At 47.8% G+C, this 15,854-nt stretch carries 13 protein-coding genes; 1 reads left to right on the top strand and 12 read right to left on the bottom strand.

Features of this window, described 5'->3' with window-relative positions; all coding sequences use genetic code 11:
* Window position 1: 1 nt before the first annotated feature.
* The 12 genes from C7R94_RS04960 to C7R94_RS04905 all read right to left on the bottom strand — a co-directional run bounded on the left by C7R94_RS04960 (window position 2) and on the right by C7R94_RS04905 (window position 13,802).
* Complete coding sequence (locus tag C7R94_RS04960; protein WP_106778720.1) at window positions 2-1,078, bottom strand: putative 2-aminoethylphosphonate ABC transporter substrate-binding protein; 1,077 nt, start codon at window positions 1,076-1,078, stop codon at window positions 2-4.
* A 212-nt stretch (window positions 1,079-1,290) separates the two neighbouring features.
* A complete protein-coding gene (locus C7R94_RS04955) occupies window positions 1,291-1,983 on the bottom strand; it encodes an aspartate/glutamate racemase family protein (protein ID WP_047071416.1) in 693 nt (230 codons plus the stop codon).
* A 6-nt stretch (window positions 1,984-1,989) separates the two neighbouring features.
* Window positions 1,990-2,877, bottom strand: coding sequence for a sugar nucleotide-binding protein (locus C7R94_RS04950; RefSeq protein WP_047071415.1), 888 nt, complete (start codon window positions 2,875-2,877; stop codon window positions 1,990-1,992).
* A 264-nt stretch (window positions 2,878-3,141) separates the two neighbouring features.
* Window positions 3,142-4,173, bottom strand: coding sequence for a Cfr family 23S rRNA (adenine(2503)-C(8))-methyltransferase (locus tag C7R94_RS04945; RefSeq protein WP_106778719.1), 1,032 nt, complete (start codon window positions 4,171-4,173; stop codon window positions 3,142-3,144).
* A 524-nt stretch (window positions 4,174-4,697) separates the two neighbouring features.
* Window positions 4,698-6,149, bottom strand: a complete 1,452-nt coding sequence (locus C7R94_RS04940; RefSeq protein ID WP_106778718.1) for a YcdB/YcdC domain-containing protein — start codon at window positions 6,147-6,149, stop codon at window positions 4,698-4,700.
* 159 nt (window positions 6,150-6,308) lie between these two features.
* On the bottom strand, window positions 6,309-6,761 hold the full coding sequence (locus C7R94_RS04935; protein ID WP_047071410.1) for a nucleoside deaminase: 453 nt from the start codon (window positions 6,759-6,761) through the stop codon (window positions 6,309-6,311).
* Between the two features lie 27 nt (window positions 6,762-6,788).
* The gene (gene arcC, locus C7R94_RS04930) at window positions 6,789-7,739 is read right to left on the bottom strand and encodes a carbamate kinase (protein WP_106778717.1); all 951 of its coding nucleotides are present in this window, start codon (window positions 7,737-7,739) and stop codon (window positions 6,789-6,791) included.
* Window positions 7,740-7,757: 18 nt separating this feature from the next.
* Window positions 7,758-9,239: a cytosine permease gene (locus tag C7R94_RS04925; protein ID WP_106778830.1), complete on the bottom strand. Its 1,482-nt coding sequence runs from the start codon at window positions 9,237-9,239 to the stop codon at window positions 7,758-7,760.
* 78 nt (window positions 9,240-9,317) lie between these two features.
* Complete coding sequence (locus tag C7R94_RS04920; protein WP_106778716.1) at window positions 9,318-10,745, bottom strand: YlbE family protein; 1,428 nt, start codon at window positions 10,743-10,745, stop codon at window positions 9,318-9,320.
* A gap of 2 nt (window positions 10,746-10,747) precedes the next feature.
* A complete protein-coding gene (fdrA, locus tag C7R94_RS04915) occupies window positions 10,748-12,292 on the bottom strand; it encodes an acyl-CoA synthetase FdrA (protein ID WP_106778715.1) in 1,545 nt (514 codons plus the stop codon).
* Window positions 12,274-13,185, bottom strand: coding sequence for an oxamate carbamoyltransferase subunit AllH family protein (locus C7R94_RS04910; RefSeq protein WP_106778714.1), 912 nt, complete (start codon window positions 13,183-13,185; stop codon window positions 12,274-12,276). Before C7R94_RS04910 ends, fdrA begins: the two co-directional genes overlap by 19 nt.
* Window positions 13,186-13,193: 8 nt before the next feature.
* Window positions 13,194-13,802, bottom strand: a complete 609-nt coding sequence (locus C7R94_RS04905; protein ID WP_047071401.1) for an ankyrin repeat domain-containing protein — start codon at window positions 13,800-13,802, stop codon at window positions 13,194-13,196.
* A 214-nt stretch (window positions 13,803-14,016) separates the two neighbouring features.
* Here C7R94_RS04905 and C7R94_RS04900 point away from each other — a divergent pair, with 214 nt between their 5' ends.
* Entirely contained in the window at window positions 14,017-15,711 is a 1,695-nt protein-coding gene (locus C7R94_RS04900) for a PucR family transcriptional regulator (protein ID WP_106778713.1), read from the top strand.
* The last annotated feature ends 143 nt before the right edge of the window (window positions 15,712-15,854 follow it).

The raw sequence follows: 15,854 nt of genomic DNA, 5'->3' as shown, positions 1-15,854 counted from the left end.
CTTACTTGGGTTCACTCTTGGTCGCGTATCGTTTTTCCCACTCTGCCAAGACGTTGTCACGATTTTGTGCGGCTTGATTCAGGTCGAGCTTGATCAATTGCTTGATCGGATCTACTGCGTAGCCTTCCGGGAGTGTCGCGCCTTCTTGCTTGACACTGACGATGGCGAAGTTCTGGTTATAGGCTTTCATGACCTCATCCGAGATGGCCCAGTCCAAGAACAGCTTGGATTCTGGCTTGATCTCGCTCTTTTTGATCAAAGCATTCGCCTCTACATCCCAACCCGAGCCTTCTGTTGGGAAGACGACTTCAACGGGTGCGCCTTTTTTCTTCTCGGTAATCGAACGGTAGCCAAAGGAAATGCCGATTGGATATTCGCCCGATGCGGCCATTTTCGCTGGCTTCGAGCCGGAATGCGTGTAGATCGCCATATTTTCATGCAGCTTGTCGAGGTACGCCCAGCCTTCTTTCTCCCCTTTCAGTTGCATGATTCCGTTGATGGTGAGAAGCCCAGTTCCTGACGACGCCGGATTTGGCATCACGATCAGCCCTTTGTACTCCGGCTTGATCAGATCTTCATAAGAGTGCGGGATGGGCAAATTGCGTTTTTCCAGCTCCTTGGTATTGACCGCGATTGCAGTCTCCCATGCATCGATTCCTACCCAGCTTGCAGGTTCCTTGGAATCCTTAAACTCCGGGGATACCTTCTCGATGCCTTTGGGCGAATAGCCTTCGAGCATGCCTTGCTGTTCGAGTACAAGCAGGCTTGTCGCTGCCGTTCCCCATACGACGTCTGCTTGTGGATTGTCTTTTTCCGCCAGCAGCTTTGCTGTGATGATCCCTGTAGAATCGCGGACGATATTGACCTTTACATCTGGATATTTCGCTTTGAAGGATTCCAAATACGTTTTGATCTGGTCATCCTCCAGCGCTGTATAAACTGTAATCTCTCCGGAGGCGTTTGTACTTTCCTTTGTGGAAGTTTGTGTGTTTGGTTGTGACCCTGGTGCTTGTCCACATCCTGCTAAAAACGCGATTGATAGAACGGAAGCAAGTAAAGGATAATGCCATTTCTTCATGAGAACCTCTCCTCTTTGCGGAATGTTCATTTCTTGGTTCCTACGACACCAATCTTACTGGGAAAATATTAAGCGGATATGAACGCAACGTAAATTGATTGTTTTTATGTGTTTTTAGTTGTGATTTGTTGGCTTCATAAACAAAAAAAGACTGAGTCATCCATTCTAGTAGCAAATGAGATGAACTCAGTCTTTATTTTTTGGGCTTTGATCTACCGCAAAGCAGCCTCCACAGCCGCTTTTGCATGAATCGCAGTCGTATCAAATACCGGGACCGTGCAATCTTGGGCTGTGATCAATAGACCGATTTCCGTGCAACCGAGGATGACTGCCTCAGCGCCTTCCTTGACCAGTCGCTCAATAATCGCCTGGTAAGTACGTTTGGATTCTTCGCGAATGATCCCGACGCACAGCTCGTGGTAAATGATGTCATGGACGAGTGTTCGCTCTTGTTCATCCGGCAACAGTACCTCTAATCCATGAACATCACGCAGACGCCCTGTATAGAAATCCTGTTCCATCGTAAAGCGCGTCGCAAGCAGTGCCACTCGTTTATGCCCATGGTTCGCGATCGCTTGCGCTGTCGCATCGGCGATATGCAGAAATGGCAGGCTGGTCGCTTCCTCGATGGCATAGGCCAGCTTGTGCATCGTATTCGTACAAAGAACGATCAGGTCGGCTCCTGCCGCTTCCAGACTTTTTGCCGCAAGCGCCATCCGCTCGCCGGCTTCTTCCCATCGTCCTTCTCGTTGCATTTCTTCGATCTCAGCAAAATCTACAGAATACAGGATACTTTTTGCCGAATGCAAGCCGCCCAGCTGCTCCTTGACGGTTTCATTGATCAAACGGTAGTAGACCAAGGAGGACTCCCAGCTCATGCCGCCAATTAATCCGATTGTTTTCATTGTTCTCTACTCTCCTTTGTCGTTATCGTTTTCATTTGCGTTTTCCCATCCCGCCTGACGAAAACGGGTCTGTAGCAGTTCATGCGCCTTTTTCGTACACAACGAAGTATCCAACGGAATCCCTCGTTCCAGTGCCTCCACTTCTGTTAACAAGGTTTCTTTTACACCATCAGCATTCAGCCCTAATGCCAGAGCCATCGCTTTGTAAAAAGAATAATAACTCTCTTTCTTTGCTGGACCGAGATGAAGGGTTCCAAGGTAAGAGCCGTGCAGCAATTCGTGGATGGCCTTTCCCACATCTTCCACATGGACAAACGTCTTGTGCAAATTACCTGACCGGCTTACTTCTCTGCCAGCTTCCAGCTCTGCACACATCGAAGCGACGCGTTTATCCCATTGCCCAACCGCATTTCGACCATAGATCGGGCCCACTCGCACGATAACATGATTGGGATGCCGCTCACGAATGCGTGCTTCCCCTCGTATTTTGGCATTCGAATAAGCAGCTAACTGATTTCTCTCATCTAATGGCTCGGGATAATCTTGTTCCCGATAAGAGCCCGTTCCTCTTCCGAAAATACCGTCTGTGGAGATGAAGATGAATTTGCTCTTTTCCGGCAAATGAGAAAGCAGAGCATCCAAGCCTTTTTCTATTAGCTCTCGTTCATCTGTTGCACTCATCAACGCCCAAATGACAACATTCGGTGAAAACTCTTGCAGTATGGCTAAAAAAGAAGGGGTGTCAGTCACATCGACCCGAAGCAATTGATGGACAGCTTGTGCAGAAAAGCATGTACCCATCAGATCAATGGCATTATCCCGCAAAAGCTCCTGATAGATTTGACTTCCCAAGTAGCCGCTAGCCCCGAGCAACAATACGCGGCGTTTCTCCATGGTATGTCCCCCTCCATCACTTACCACTTCCATTATGATCCAATATACCACTATCCTCCATCTAGATCGACACATAAATAGCCCAATCACCTCATGAAAAAGAGGTGTTTTCATAGATCTTTTTCATAGGTAAACCCCAAGGCTTTCTGGATGGAGGCGCTTTTGTACTTAGATTCTAAAGTGTTTGTTGACGAAATGGGTATATCGAGGTCTGTTGCAGACCTGCTTGCGCCCGGCGTAATAAATTTTAATTTACGACATCGATTATTCAGAACGGTATAACTGCCCGCATGCCGCGTTTATGTCTGATCCGAATTGAGTTCGGACCGTGACGCTTATCCCCTTTGACTTTAAGATCCGAACAAACGCTTTAATCCGAGAAGGATCAGATTGCCGATAGCTGTCCGGCGTAACTTCGGTCGAATTGAAGGGAATCAGGTTAACGTGGTAGAGATGTTCCCAAGATCCCCTTCCCCTTAGCAACTCGGCAACTGCTTCCGCATGCGCTGTCGAGTCGTTTACTCCACGAAGAAGAATATAAGCAATATACACCTTTCTCCCTGTTTCCCGGATGTGACGATCCAATGCCATCAGTACGTCGCGGACTGGGAATCGGTCGTTGATCGGCATCAGCTCGCTTCGCTGATCGTCGAAAGGCGAATGCAACGAGAAGGTTAGATTGACCTGGGGAAACTCCTGCGTCAGCTTTTCGATCCCCGGCAACAGGCCGATCGTGGAAATCGTAATTCGTCGATGTCCTAAAGCAAAGAGAGAAGGGTCGGTCAATATCGTCATGGCATCAAAAATATGCGGATTGGCGAGCGCCTCCCCCATGCCCATGAATGAGATGCTGTCCAAAGAGTGGCCGTTCAAGCGAAAGTACAGCAATTGGTCGGTAATTTCGTCGGCGGTCAGATTTCGTTTCAAACCAATCGTTCCGGTAGCACAAAACTTGCACCCGAATCCGCAGCCGCACTGTGTGGAAATACAATACGATTTCCACCCCCGCTCATAAGTAAGTCGTACAGCCTCCACCTGTTCGTCGCCCGGAATCGCAAACAGCACCTTGCTAACCTGTTTCGACGTGAGTTCCTTTACCGGAGCGATACTGCAAACGTTCGGACCAAGTATCCGGTTCAACTCGTCGCGCAAAAATTTGGGTAGTATGGTCATCCGTTCGTATTCGCCGATGTTTTGCTTGAAAATGGCGTCCATAATCTGAGCATACCGATACTCGGGCTGCTTGCATTCGGACAATATTCGCCGAATCGTTTCATATTTCGAGGTTAGTTTCATGTCTTCTCCTTACTGCCGGAGAAACCATATAAAGCAACCGTCAATGGGCGCTATGACACGTTATTCATCTATATAGAAAAAGCGCATACGTTTGCAGACAGATTACTACGTGCATCTGTCGATAAATAGGTAAATCTCCGGCAACCGATTTATTTGTTTGTGAACCGCTTCACACAATTGGAACCGGTTCACATAATCATCTACAACCTCAATCTCCATCGCTTTCATCCTCCTAGAAATGGTTTAGGCTTATCTCTTGTCAGAATAAAAAAAGAGCTACAAGAAAGTTACCTTTCCTGTAGCTCAAAAAATACGACACATCCAACCCATTGCAGGGTATAAAAAGGATATATTTTCTGAGTGAAAAGAATAAGGTAACGATCTTGCCAATAAAGAATAAGAAAAATTCTGCTTTATTCTTTAAAAAAGTGGCAAGAATGATTACATTATCCTCTTCATCTCCTATCGTTAATTGTCAGCACGATTTTAACATACCAGTTTCTGCATGACAACATCCTTGAGTCCTACTCTTCGACCTTACCTGTCAGGGCATTGATATTGTTACCATCTATGCAATAGGCAAGAACCGGTTTGGCCAATCTCTTTCCATTAATAAATGGGTAGATGTATAGCAGTTCAGTGGGTTTCTCTGACAAGGCCTTGGCTGCTGCATCTATGGAGACAGCCTTCCTCTTATCCGGGAGCTTGGCGGGATTTTGGTGGAGCTTTTGATAGTAGTCGGTGATTTTCCCCGTGACTCCATTCACACCAATATCAATGCTTCGGCCGTATATCAGCGGAAGTCCCTCAACAGATGGCACAAACTCTACTACATACTCATGTGGATTCTGTGTATCAGGATTCACCATGTAGTAGAACTCCTTTTCTTCTTGTTTGAGATATGGTTGCAGGAACTGAACAGCTTTCTCAAGAGCCTGCTTTTCCGACAATGTTGGCTTCCCTTTTTGGGGTTCGGCGTTCGAATTGCTTATAAAACCGATCACAACGCCATCCTTCGTAAACAAAACCTCATTTTCATCAGGGGAAACATAGACTCTTTCCTTCTCGTCTCTGACGCCGTTGAAGGTACTTCCCTTCAAGCTGATACCAAACTCGCTTTCATAAATCCGGGTTGCCTCCTGCTCATTCTTCACCTTTACTACCTTTCCACCAGGTGTGAGGGAGATTGGTTTCCACCTCCAGGTTATGTATTGCCGATTAGGGATCAACTCAGCTCCTGTTACTGCGTCCAAATAATGGGAGCCTACAGTGTTGTAGACGAGATCGGTTTTATTTTCATCAAGGATGTACATGAGTTGCAGTTGAGGTGGGATAAAGCGACTGAGCTGATCTTTCTTCATCGCTTGGGCTGGGGGGAGGAAATCAGCAGGATTAATGTTTGTCAGCGTGTTTTCTCCTGCCGAAACGTAAGTTACCTGTCCCGCACTGTTTACTGACAATCGAAACTCATCGCCAACTACCTCGATGCCATTTACATAGCGGCTATAGATGACATCCCCTGCAGGAACCCGCGTTACCTTGTACAGGCTACGCATTTCACCGATCCACCCCTCCATGAAGGTATCGGCGCTCTTATAGGCCAGCTTGTCATCAGGATTTTCAAGGTCCTTGTCATCCCAATGAAACGTAAGCAGTTTTCCTGTTTCTGCATGGATATTGGCTATGGCAAAGAATTCATTATTTTTTTCATAAAGGATCTTGTACACAGGCTGGTCTTTCGTTTCCAAGGTAATATGTCTTGATGTGTCATCGAGCGCTGGGAAGAGCATTTGCAGCTTTTGCTCCGTTCGTTTTGCCTTTTCGCTTAACTGATTTTCCGGAAGGTGAGCTGCTGCTTGTTGGTTCCCTGTCTGATTTGCCATGACTGTGCCCGAGGCTGGTGACAGGAGCAGTGTGGCTATTAGGAGTGCGCTACTTGCCAGTACAGGATAACGCCTTTGAGAGGTCGAGGTCATACGTGTATCCCCCATCTTTTCTTGACGTTGAAGCTCACACAATAAGACGGTGTTTGGAAAAAATAGTAACCTTACCATATGCGGAAAGTATAACAAAGAGAAAAAGGGCCCTTATAAGGCCCTTACATCCGTGTTTCTATTCTGCTATTCAGTTACCCACTACTCTCTGTTCAGTTGATGAAAGTGGGTAAACAACTGATCGCAGTCCTCACGCTTCTCGACCTTGATCATGTTCAAAACGCTCTGATCCTTACCGGAAAAATAGTCGCGAAGATGCTTATCCGAAAAACCGTTCTCATGCGCATCCTCCGCAGTTGAGCAGTAATGAACAACCTTGATGCCAGACCAAATGATAGCGCCCACGCACATCGGGCAAGGCTCGCATGTCGCGTAAATTTCGCAGCCTGTCAGATTCATCGTGCCCAGCGTCTTGCACGCTTCGCGAATGGCTACCATCTCTGCGTGCTGGGACGGGTCCATATCTGCTATCATGCGATTGCTGCATACGGCGATGATTTCGTCCCCTTTCACGACAGCCGCTCCAAAAGGCCCGCCGAGCTTGTTGTTCATGCCTTCCATCGTTTTTTCCACTGCCAGCTTCATGTAATCCATAGACTTGCATCCTCCCTCAAGAGGCTTTTATTTTACGATGTGTGTCCCTGCTTTGTTCGTAATCGCGTCCTTTAAGCTCTCTGGGTTCGTAATGATCACACTTGACCCGTTTTTCTCCAAAAAGCTCAGGCTTGCCTCGATTTTTGGCAGCATGCTGCCTTTTGCGAAGTGCTCCTCACGAACGTATTGCTTCGTTTCCTCTACCGTGATGCGCTCCAGCGCCTTTTGATTCGGCTTGCCGAAGTTAATGCACACCTGCGGAACACCTGTCGTAATGATCAATGTCTGTGCATCGATTTGCTCTGCCAGCAAGCTGGTGGCAAAATCCTTGTCGATGACAGCATCAATCCCATCGTACGTATTTTCGTCCGTTTTCACAACCGGAATACCACCGCCGCCAACAGCGACTACCACATATCCCGTTTCGATCAACGATTTGATTGCGTCTTTTTCCACGATGTCGATTGGCTTTGGAGAAGGAACCACTCTTCTGTAGCCGCGACCGGAATCCTCGATAAATACCCAGTCCGGATGCTCTTTGCGCATCTCTTCCGCTTGCTCAAGCGTGAAGAAGGAGCCGACTGGCTTCGTTGGATTCTGGAAGTTCGGATCATCCTTGCTGACTTCCACCTGTGTGATGACGCTCGCCACTTTTTTGTTGATTCCTCTTTTGGCAAATTCGTTGGTGAGTGCCTGCTGGATTTGGTAGCCGATTCCCCCCTGCGTATCCGCCACGCAATTGACCAGGGGAATCGTAGGCATTCCGGACACTTCATTGGCGATTTCGCATCGTTGCAAAGCAAATCCAACCTGCGGTCCGTTGCCATGAGTAACGACAACGTTGTAACCTTCTTGCACCATATCTGCTATATTTGCTGCGGTTTCACAGACGGCTTCATATTGGTCTTGAATTGTGTTGCGACCCTTATCCTTAACCAATGAGTTGCCGCCGATTGCCACAATTACGAGTTTTTCCACTGGGCACTTCTCCCTTTGTTAAGATACTTTTGCAGTTGTTTCACTCTGCGTGATCGTGCTTGTTTTGTTCCATTTATAGCACAGCGCATATAAGACGCCGGATATGATCGACCCGCTAAGGAATGCTGACTTGCTGATGTTTGCCAACAGTGGCACATTTGGCAAGAAAGAGCCGGATAGCGTAATCAAGAAGCTGACGATCAGTACGCCGCATGCCACCATATTTAATCCGTTTTTGTATTCACCGTGTTCACCTGGTTTTACGTAGATAGCAGATAAATCTAGCTTTCTTTTTCTTTCAATAAAGAAACTGACCAGCATGATCCCCGTAATAGGACCGTACATGGAACCGATAAAGCTATAGAACATATACAGCGCAGCCGTGCCGTCCACCAGCTTCCAAGGTAAAATGACAGTCCCCAATACAGCTGTCAAGATAGCCGCTGATTTCACTGTAAACATTTTCGGAAGAAGCGCTGTCATTTGCAGTCCAGATGGAAGCAAATTCCCAAACACAACATAGCTCGTCGAACCTATATTCAGTGCCAGCAACAAAATAATGACGGCAACAGGATTCCCAATTTGATCAATGGCAGCGACGACATTAAAGTCTTTGATGCCAAACGCGATCTGCGTTCCAACCAACAATCCTACACACGTAATACCAAACAGGATGTAGGATGCAATCATTCCAAGCGGCAGACCAATCATCGGAGCTTTCGGGTGTTTTGCCCTTTGCGTAAGGTCTGCGATATTGACAATCGGGCCACCCCAGTTCGATACCAATGCACTTACACATGCGATAAATACAAGCCAATTCTCCATCGGTTTGGCAGGAGCATAAGCAAAGATTGGACCAAATCCGCCAGCAACGCTGATCGCCCAAATCGCTGCACCTACGATGAAAATATAGATGATCGGTGAAGACCATTTACTAAACAGACTGAGAATTTTCATTCCACCTAAAAACAATCCAACTGTAATGACCCAGAGGATCACATAAGAAAGCATGGTCGGGAAATCTAATCCGAGAAAATCAAAGCCCGGAACCATACTCATATAGCCAGGGAATATTTTTTCAAAAATGACATTAAAGGATTGTGCTCCAATAATTGTTTTTGTCCCAAAAAACACAACACCAGCGATAAGCCCGCGACATATAGCAGGAATGATCGAGCCTTTTACACCAAAGGAGCTGCGCAACAGCATCGAATAGCCAATCCCGTACTTCGTTCCCGCATAGCCATTCAACACATAGCCAGCCGAAACAATCAAGGCAGCAAGCATGACTGCCCACAAGACTTGCGGAACAGATAATCCGAGGACAAAGAATCCGGCTACCGTCATGTACGACATGAGATTATGCACAGCGCCCATCCATACGGTCACGTAGTTAAAGGTGCCCCAATCTCGATTTTCGGAAGTCTTTGGCAAAATATCGTCCGCGTATCCATAGGACTTGAATTCTTCATATGATTCCTTTACGTTTGCTTGTCCCATGTTCATTCACCTTCCTCTTTCAACCCAGCTTTCGCAACCTTCTTTTGCTGCGAAAGCTGAGTCACCTAGGATGAAAAGCTATTCGCTAATCGTTTCCGTTACTGCGAGCAATGCCTTTTCGAAAGCTTCCATTGGCGGATATGTAATACCCGCACCGATCATGCCGATACCTGCGTCTTTATGCGCAATGGCGGTGTTGATAATCGGCAGAATGCCTGTTTGGATCACCTGTCGAATATCGATTCCTGTCGGTACTCCGCTAAAGTCCAGAAGTGGAATCGTGACGTTTGGATTTTCTGCTGTCGTAATTTCCTTCATCGTGGTGGAGAAGCCGATCGCTTCTTCAACCGTTCCGCCTACGAGCGCAACAATCGCTGGAGCTGCTGCCATCGCGAAGCCGCCGATCCCGTATGTTTCGGTGATCGCACTGTCCCCGATATCCAAGCCGGAATCCTCTGGCTTGTAGCCTGCAAACATCGGACCGATTACCTTTTGTGCTGGTCCGGTAAACCAGGTGTTTCCAGCCATGCCGCTTACACGGATACCGAACTCTACCCCATTGCGGGCCATTGTGGTAACAATCGTGCTGTTCTCGATTCCATGTGCTGCATCCAGCGCGCATTTGCACATCGCCATCCATGTTGGGCCAGAGAAGTAATCGCTGCTCGCTACGAATTCGAATACTTCGCGCTTTTGCTCTTTTGTGAAATCTGTCTCCAAAATGTACGGAGTCAGCGCTTGAATCAACAAGCTCGTACCTGCGTTGTTGCGGTTGTGGCATTCGTCACCCATGTGCAGTGCTTGCGCCAGCATGAGACGCAGATCTATTTCACCTGCAATCTTCATTGCATTACGCAGCATTGGCCCCAAAACATCCCGCATCCAGTTCAGACGAGCGATGACAGTTTCATCGTTGGCACCCATGCGCAAAATTTTAGCCATTTGCTCACTGAGGTTGGTGTAAGCGACGTTGCCATACGTCTTGTTTTTCACCACATGCATGAACATCGAAGCGGATGTCACACCTGCCATGGAGCCTACGCAGTTGTGTTCGTGGCATGGAGAGAACGTGATTGCGCCGGAAGCAGCTACCTGTTCAGCTTCCTCGATGTCTTTTGCCAAGCCTTCGAATACGATTGCTCCGGTTACAGCACCTTTCATTGCTCCACACATTTTGTCCCAAGTAATAGGCGGACCTGCGTGCAGAATCGTGGTTTTGGTCATGCCTGGCACCACATTGATCGCTTGGTCGAAGCCAACGAGCATCGGCTGGGAGTTGATGATACGCTCTACTGCCAGCTTGTTTGCCGCAGCGATTTTATCAGCGACAGCTGCATTTTCCAGTCTGTCGAGAGCGTTGATCAGCTCAGGCTTTCCGCCGCCTGGTGGCTTCCAATCCAGATGAGACGCATTCGCATTTTGCTTGATGATATCGTCTTTGAAAAACTCGATCCCTACATTGATCGCATGAATTTTCCCGTTAAACAGCTCGTTGATTTTGCTCATGATTATTCCCCTTTCGCAACAAATTCTCTAGCCAGAAGACCTGCGTTCGTGCTGCTGCTCGCAATCGTTACACCCGCATCCATCAGCTTCTTCACTTGCTCATCGAAGTTCGGTGTATCGAGGTCAGTCCCCAACACATAGCCCAGAATTTCCAGGTGTCTGCCTTCCTTGGCAGCCTGCGCTTTTGCTTCGATGATCGCTGGCAGCATCACGCCGACAGGATCTTCGTGGGAACCAAAGCCCAAGATGAAGTCCATCAAAATGACGCCGACAGAAGGATCTTTTGCTTCTTCCAAAAATCTCGCGATGCGCGTGGAAGGATCGATCATCGGGTGCGGCTTGCCATTTGTAAAGTCGTCATCGCCCATGTCAAGGAAAGTGTGAGCCTTGCTCTCATGGATGTTTTTCAGCTTGTAGTCCGCTTTCTTTTGGATGTTGCTGTATACGTCTTCATACTTGTCCATCGCGAGGTACATGGCTTCGTCGCACAGCGTACCGCCGCAGAACAGCCCGCGAATGTATTTTTGTTCAGGTGTCAGCTTTGCCCGGACTTCTTCAATCAGCGGCCAGTTGAGTGCGCGCTTGTTAAGCTCGTCTTCGTTGGCACCAGCCAGCACAACTGCTTTGATGGCTGCTTCCTTGCTCGTCTTGGCAAAATGTCCGCCTGCTTCCAGAACTGCTGTCTCTTCTCCACCAATGAAGTACACAACCACAGGTTTTTTGCAGCTTTTCACCTGTGCCAGCACTTTTTCCTGGACACTTGGTGCCGGTGGCTTGGAAATGAGCACGATGACCTTTGTCGCCTCATCCTCTTCCAGTGCTTTGATTCCATCGAGCATCATGATGCCGCCGACTTGCTCTGAGAGGTCGCGACCGCCTGTACCGATCAGCTGCGTGATACCGCCGCCGAAGTCGTGAATACGCACGCTCACCTCTTGACTGCCTGTACCAGATGCACCTACGATCCCGATGTTTCCTTTTCTCACAGCGTTTCCGAAGCACAGTGCCACATTGCCGATTATCGCAGTACCGCAGTCAGGTCCCATCATCAAGAGGCCTTTTTCATGCGCAAATTGCTTGAGAGCGATCTCCTCCTCGATGCTCACGTTGTCGCTGAACAGCATGACATGCAGATCGTTTTCCAATGCTTTTCTCGCTTCTCTCGCCGCAAATGCACCGTTTACCGAGATGACAGCGAGGTTTGCCTCTGGAATGCTTGCTGCTGCAGAATCAATCGTGGAGTATTTGATCTCCGTTGCAGATTTGCTGCCGCCTTTTTTCTTGAACAGCTCTTCGATGGCGATGAGAGCGCTCTCGCACAGCTCGTCTGTCGCCGCCTTCACCACGATCATCAAGTCGCTCGTTTTCGCTGCTTCCAGCTCAGGTGTGAGCAAGCCTACGTTTTTCAATACCTCTTTGTTCATGTCGGTGCCCATCGCGATAACCGCTTGTTCGACACCTTCAATTTGATTCGCTTTTGTAGATAGAGACATCAGGGATACCGAGTCAAAATACGTACTTTGCTTGATTACGACTTTGGTAGACATACGTTACCTCCAGCTTCTAGATTTCGTTCCAAACCACATAGGATGCCAAGCAGGATATCCGTACCTGACGACGAGCCGATCCCGATGATTTTGTCTAAGGCAGGGACAAGCTCTTCCACAGAGCCGGACACCATGCATGAAAGTAAGTCATTTAGCGACTCTCTTACTTGTCCATGGGCTGCTTTTTTCAGCGTGATCGCACTGATTTCGTTCGTTAATGTTTGGGATGAACGGACGATTTCATCGAAAAATGGGCATGACAAACAAGAGGAAATGTTTTGCATTTTGTATACACTGCACAATCCCACTAAAAAATCGTCACCCGATGGCGTTAGCCCCGGCCCCAGTCCGATAAGACTTATCGCATGCTGAGTAGCTGACTCTATGCGTTTGTTCGCCAGATCGTCGGAAAGCATGCCTGCACGCTGAATCAGCATACGGGACATCTCTTTCTCAAACGGACTGGCAGGTTGGGAGGACATCTTCATGCCCCCCGTCTTGCCGTATACGTCCACGTAGTTTTTCGTGAACGCCACATTTCTGCGCAATACATCTACGCCTTCTATGTCACAAGGATAGGAAGGGAGTTCACCTTCCCACTTTGTTGCTTGCTGAATCCATATTCGCAAATCCGCTCCGATAACGAGCGTGCTATCTTCCGTCATGACCGGAGCGTTAACGGACAGCCCCAGCTCTGAAAAGCCCTTTACATCAATGATGAGCGTGTTCGGTGCATTGTCTAGCTGATGGTTGCCAATGGTGTACAATTCCCCGTTTTCGCTGCATATCAGATTGATCGTGCGCTCAAAAATACTGTGTACGCCCCCGCTAAAGTTTGCTCGTGCCAAACGCTCAAGGAAACCAGCATCGCCAGACAACGCCTGGATGTACATGGGACGCTTTACTTCGCTCCTGCTTCCAGCAAGATTTTTTCGATCTCGGTGTAGCCTTTTCTTCTCGCAAGCTCAAGCGGTGTTACGCCGTATTTATCTACCATGTGCACATTGCAGCCATGCTCAATCAACAGTTTGATGATCGTTTGTTGCTTCTCGCCGCCATCCCCTAAGATGATCGCTTCGATGAGTGGTGTCCAACCTACAAAGTTGGTATGGTTTACATTGATGTCAGTCGTCGTTACGAGCTCACGCACGATGTCCACGTGACCTTTTTCGCACGCTGGGGTAATCCCTACGCCACCAAAACGAGTCAACAGCTCCAGGTTTGTTCCTGCCTTGATCATCATTTTGACAAGCTCCAGCTTGCCGTTGATGCAACCGAACAAGAACGGGTTGAAGCATGTCTCATCCTGCAAATCTACATCTGCACCCGCTTCTACCAAAAACGATACCGCTTCCAATTTGTCGTTCATGGCAGCAGTCAGAATCGCTGTACGCTTTTGTCTGTTTCTTGCGTTAATATCTACACCCTGCTCCAGATGCTTTTTCAGTGCTTCGATATTCCCCTCAGCCGCTGCCTCGAGAAATGCTTGTACTACGCTTTTGTCTGTCATAGTAAGCCCTCCATGATCTCGTGATTGAACAACCTGCCAAGATTGGCTGAGTGCTTGCTTTTTAAAAAATAATTAGACAAGCCCCCGTACTTACATCATTATTCTAGACAGGGTGAATGGAATCGTCATTGTGTATGGAAACTAAAAAAATTGAGGTTCACTTGTGCACATTGCACAATTACAGGAGTCCCTTTGTGGCAAAGGAGTGAACAGGGTGCTGACCATCAAAGATTTGCTAACCATTCAATCCATAGACGGCATCAAAATCATCGCTGGAGAGCAAGGCATCAATAACGTCATCTCCATCGTCAACATCATGGAGAACCCGGATGCTTTTGACTGGCTGTCTTCCAATGAATTACTGCTCTCCACCGGATATATTTTCAAGGACAATCCCGAGCTGCAAAATAAAATCATCAAAGAACTGGCGGAAATCAACTGCTCTGGGCTCTGCATCAAGATGCATCGCTATTTCGATCAAATCCCGCAAAACATGATTGATCACGCCAACAAGTATGGACTGCCGCTCTTGGCCCTGCCTTTTGAATACACGCTGTCTAAAGTGATTGCCATTATTAACGAGAAAGCCTCCGGGCGCTACGATTTGTTGAACCGCAAAACATTGGACATGCATAACGCCCTGTTTCGCATTGCGCTGGAAGGTGGCGGACTGGATCGTATCGCTTCCGAGCTGTCCGAGACGATCAACAACCCGATCCTTATACTGGATCAGGACTGGAATCTGCTTCATTACACGGAAATCTGGCACAATCCGATTCCGCTTGACTCCTGCCTGACCTTGATCAAAAACAGACCTGTTTTTACCCGTGACTTCACCGATTCCGTCCCGAAAAATATTAGCCAGATCAAAAAGTCGATCAAGCGTATCTACCATGCGAAAGATTACGAGATTAAATGTAGAATTTTACCCGTTGCCGTTGCCAACCACATCTACGGATACATCGTCGTCTGGCAAACCGTGTGGGAGCTGACTGAATTTGACTACATCGTACTGGAACAGGCGTCCACCATCGTGGCGCTGGAGCGGATCAAGGCGAGGGAAATCGAGGAAGTGAAGCTGAAGATCAGACAAGACTTTTTCGATGACTTGCTCACCGGTAAAATTACTTCGGCTGACTCGCTGCAAACCTTATGTGATTTGCACGGACTGCAATCGAGCTACATGTATTTTTGTATGATTATTAATATCGAGCCTGTTGAGTTGGAAAATTTGGAGGATATAATCGATCGCAAGTACGAGCTGGATCGGATCGCCAAAAAATGCGTGGATCTCGTGTATGACTATTCAAACAAAGCTCCCGGAGAAATCACCTGCTTTTATCGGAACAATCGGATCATCATTCTCATCGGACAAAATGAACATCGTCCTGTGGTGTCTGCAAGTGAAGCCAAGCAATTCGCCAATGAGCTGTACAGCGCTCTCGTGGATAAAATCAAGAAAACCTTGTTCTTTATTGGAGTTGGACGTCAGTATAAAAACATCGCTTCGCTGCATAAAAGCTTTTCCGAAGCACACGAAGCGATCCGCCTGATGCAGAAGTTCAACAGCAAGGGCGACGTCTCTCATTTCGATGATTACTCCGTCTATCATTTCCTTGGTTCCAACATTAAGGACATTGAACTGGAAGACTTCTTTTTGAAGCGTCTGGGGAAACTGTACGAGCATGATCAAGAGTTAGGCACCAGCCTTATGGTGACCTTGGACAATTACTTTCTATACAATCAAAACGTCAGTGAAGCGGCGAAAGCGATGTTCATTCACCGCAATACGTTTATTTACCGGATCGAGAAGATCAAAGAGATTTTGAACATGGATTTGAAAAACTCGGAGGAGTTGCTCCAAATCCAGCTGGCGCTCAAGATCGGCAAGCTTTTGCACAAGGAGTAAAGCTCGAAAGAGCTTGGTCTTCTTGCTAATGTGGTCGGGAGGAAGGAGTGCCACATGTTTTCCAGTCGCCTATATCCTCACTTTGTTCGGGCGGTCTCCTTCCAAACATGTGACACTCCTTCCCGTACAGCTGTTTGGGTTGC

Origin of the sequence: Brevibacillus sp. NRRL NRS-603 (assembly GCF_003013445.1) — a bacterium.
In the GTDB taxonomy this organism is placed as follows: domain Bacteria; phylum Bacillota; class Bacilli; order Brevibacillales; family Brevibacillaceae; genus Brevibacillus; species Brevibacillus formosus.
This window is presented reverse-complemented; position numbering and strand designations above follow the sequence as displayed.

What these genes read in the sequence shown, in the direction of transcription:
- C7R94_RS04960 (WP_106778720.1), bottom strand. Translation starts at nt 1,078, where the DNA reads ATGAAGAAATGGCATTATCCTTTACTTGCTTCCGTTCTATCAATCGCG.
- C7R94_RS04955 (WP_047071416.1), bottom strand. Translation starts at nt 1,983, where the DNA reads ATGAAAACAATCGGATTAATTGGCGGCATGAGCTGGGAGTCCTCCTTG.
- C7R94_RS04950 (WP_047071415.1), bottom strand. Translation starts at nt 2,877, where the DNA reads ATGGAGAAACGCCGCGTATTGTTGCTCGGGGCTAGCGGCTACTTGGGA.
- C7R94_RS04945 (WP_106778719.1), bottom strand. Translation starts at nt 4,173, where the DNA reads ATGAAACTAACCTCGAAATATGAAACGATTCGGCGAATATTGTCCGAA.
- C7R94_RS04940 (WP_106778718.1), bottom strand. Translation starts at nt 6,149, where the DNA reads ATGACCTCGACCTCTCAAAGGCGTTATCCTGTACTGGCAAGTAGCGCA.
- C7R94_RS04935 (WP_047071410.1), bottom strand. Translation starts at nt 6,761, where the DNA reads ATGGATTACATGAAGCTGGCAGTGGAAAAAACGATGGAAGGCATGAAC.
- C7R94_RS04925 (WP_106778830.1), bottom strand. Translation starts at nt 9,239, where the DNA reads ATGGGACAAGCAAACGTAAAGGAATCATATGAAGAATTCAAGTCCTAT.
- C7R94_RS04920 (WP_106778716.1), bottom strand. Translation starts at nt 10,745, where the DNA reads ATGAGCAAAATCAACGAGCTGTTTAACGGGAAAATTCATGCGATCAAT.
- fdrA (WP_106778715.1), bottom strand. Translation starts at nt 12,292, where the DNA reads ATGTCTACCAAAGTCGTAATCAAGCAAAGTACGTATTTTGACTCGGTA.
- C7R94_RS04910 (WP_106778714.1), bottom strand. Translation starts at nt 13,185, where the DNA reads ATGTACATCCAGGCGTTGTCTGGCGATGCTGGTTTCCTTGAGCGTTTG.
- C7R94_RS04905 (WP_047071401.1), bottom strand. Translation starts at nt 13,802, where the DNA reads ATGACAGACAAAAGCGTAGTACAAGCATTTCTCGAGGCAGCGGCTGAG.